The sequence below is a fragment of the Limosilactobacillus reuteri genome (assembly GCF_002254085.1).
Classification (GTDB): domain Bacteria; phylum Bacillota; class Bacilli; order Lactobacillales; family Lactobacillaceae; genus Limosilactobacillus; species Limosilactobacillus reuteri_K.
Genome location: NZ_NGPY01000061.1, coordinates 1 through 603, shown reverse-complemented (window position 1 = coordinate 603; position 603 = coordinate 1). Strand labels below are relative to the sequence as shown.

1 pseudogene is annotated in these 603 nt (G+C 37.5%); it reads right to left on the bottom strand.

Annotation, left to right across the window (positions count from 1 at the left end):
* Positions 1-265, bottom strand: a pseudogene (locus CBG10_RS09035) (IS30 family transposase); the annotation flags it as partial.
* Between the last annotated feature and the right edge of the window lie 338 nt (positions 266-603).

The following is a 603-nucleotide window of genomic DNA, read 5'->3' as shown; positions in this document are numbered from 1 at the left end:
TCCAACCTGCCTTGATTTGCGCATGGATATAGTTAACTTCGATAGTTGGCAGTTGGGTCTGCTTCCGACCACAACGACGCTTATGTCGCTGATAAGTCTGAAGATATTGGTCGATGGTTTTACCGTCGTTGAGGAAACGATAAACACGATAGATGGTTTCTTGACTACGCTGAAGTAATTTAGCAGCCCGATAAGCTTTAGTACCTTGATACCAAAAATCAGCTATGAGAGTTAATTCACGTGTGGTAAGATGTTTATAGGTCATTTGTGATTGCCTTTCTTTTGATTAGGGATATTCAAAAGTCTATCACAAATGGCTTTTTATTTTTTCTAACTTAATTTTACAAACGACGATTTAAAATAAAAAAGAGGCCTACCCTGACGTGTACCTCCAGAGTTGGAAATCAACTCTGGGGGTATTTTATATGACCAAAATTAGCGTTAAAACTAAACTTAAAGCTGTTGAAGAATATGCTAACGGTAATGTTACTTTAGCATCAGTTAGGCATAAATACGGGATTGCTGAATATGATTTCCAAATTTGGGTGGGAATTTATGCAAGATTTGGTAAAGGACCATTACTCAATCCACCCAAAGTAACTG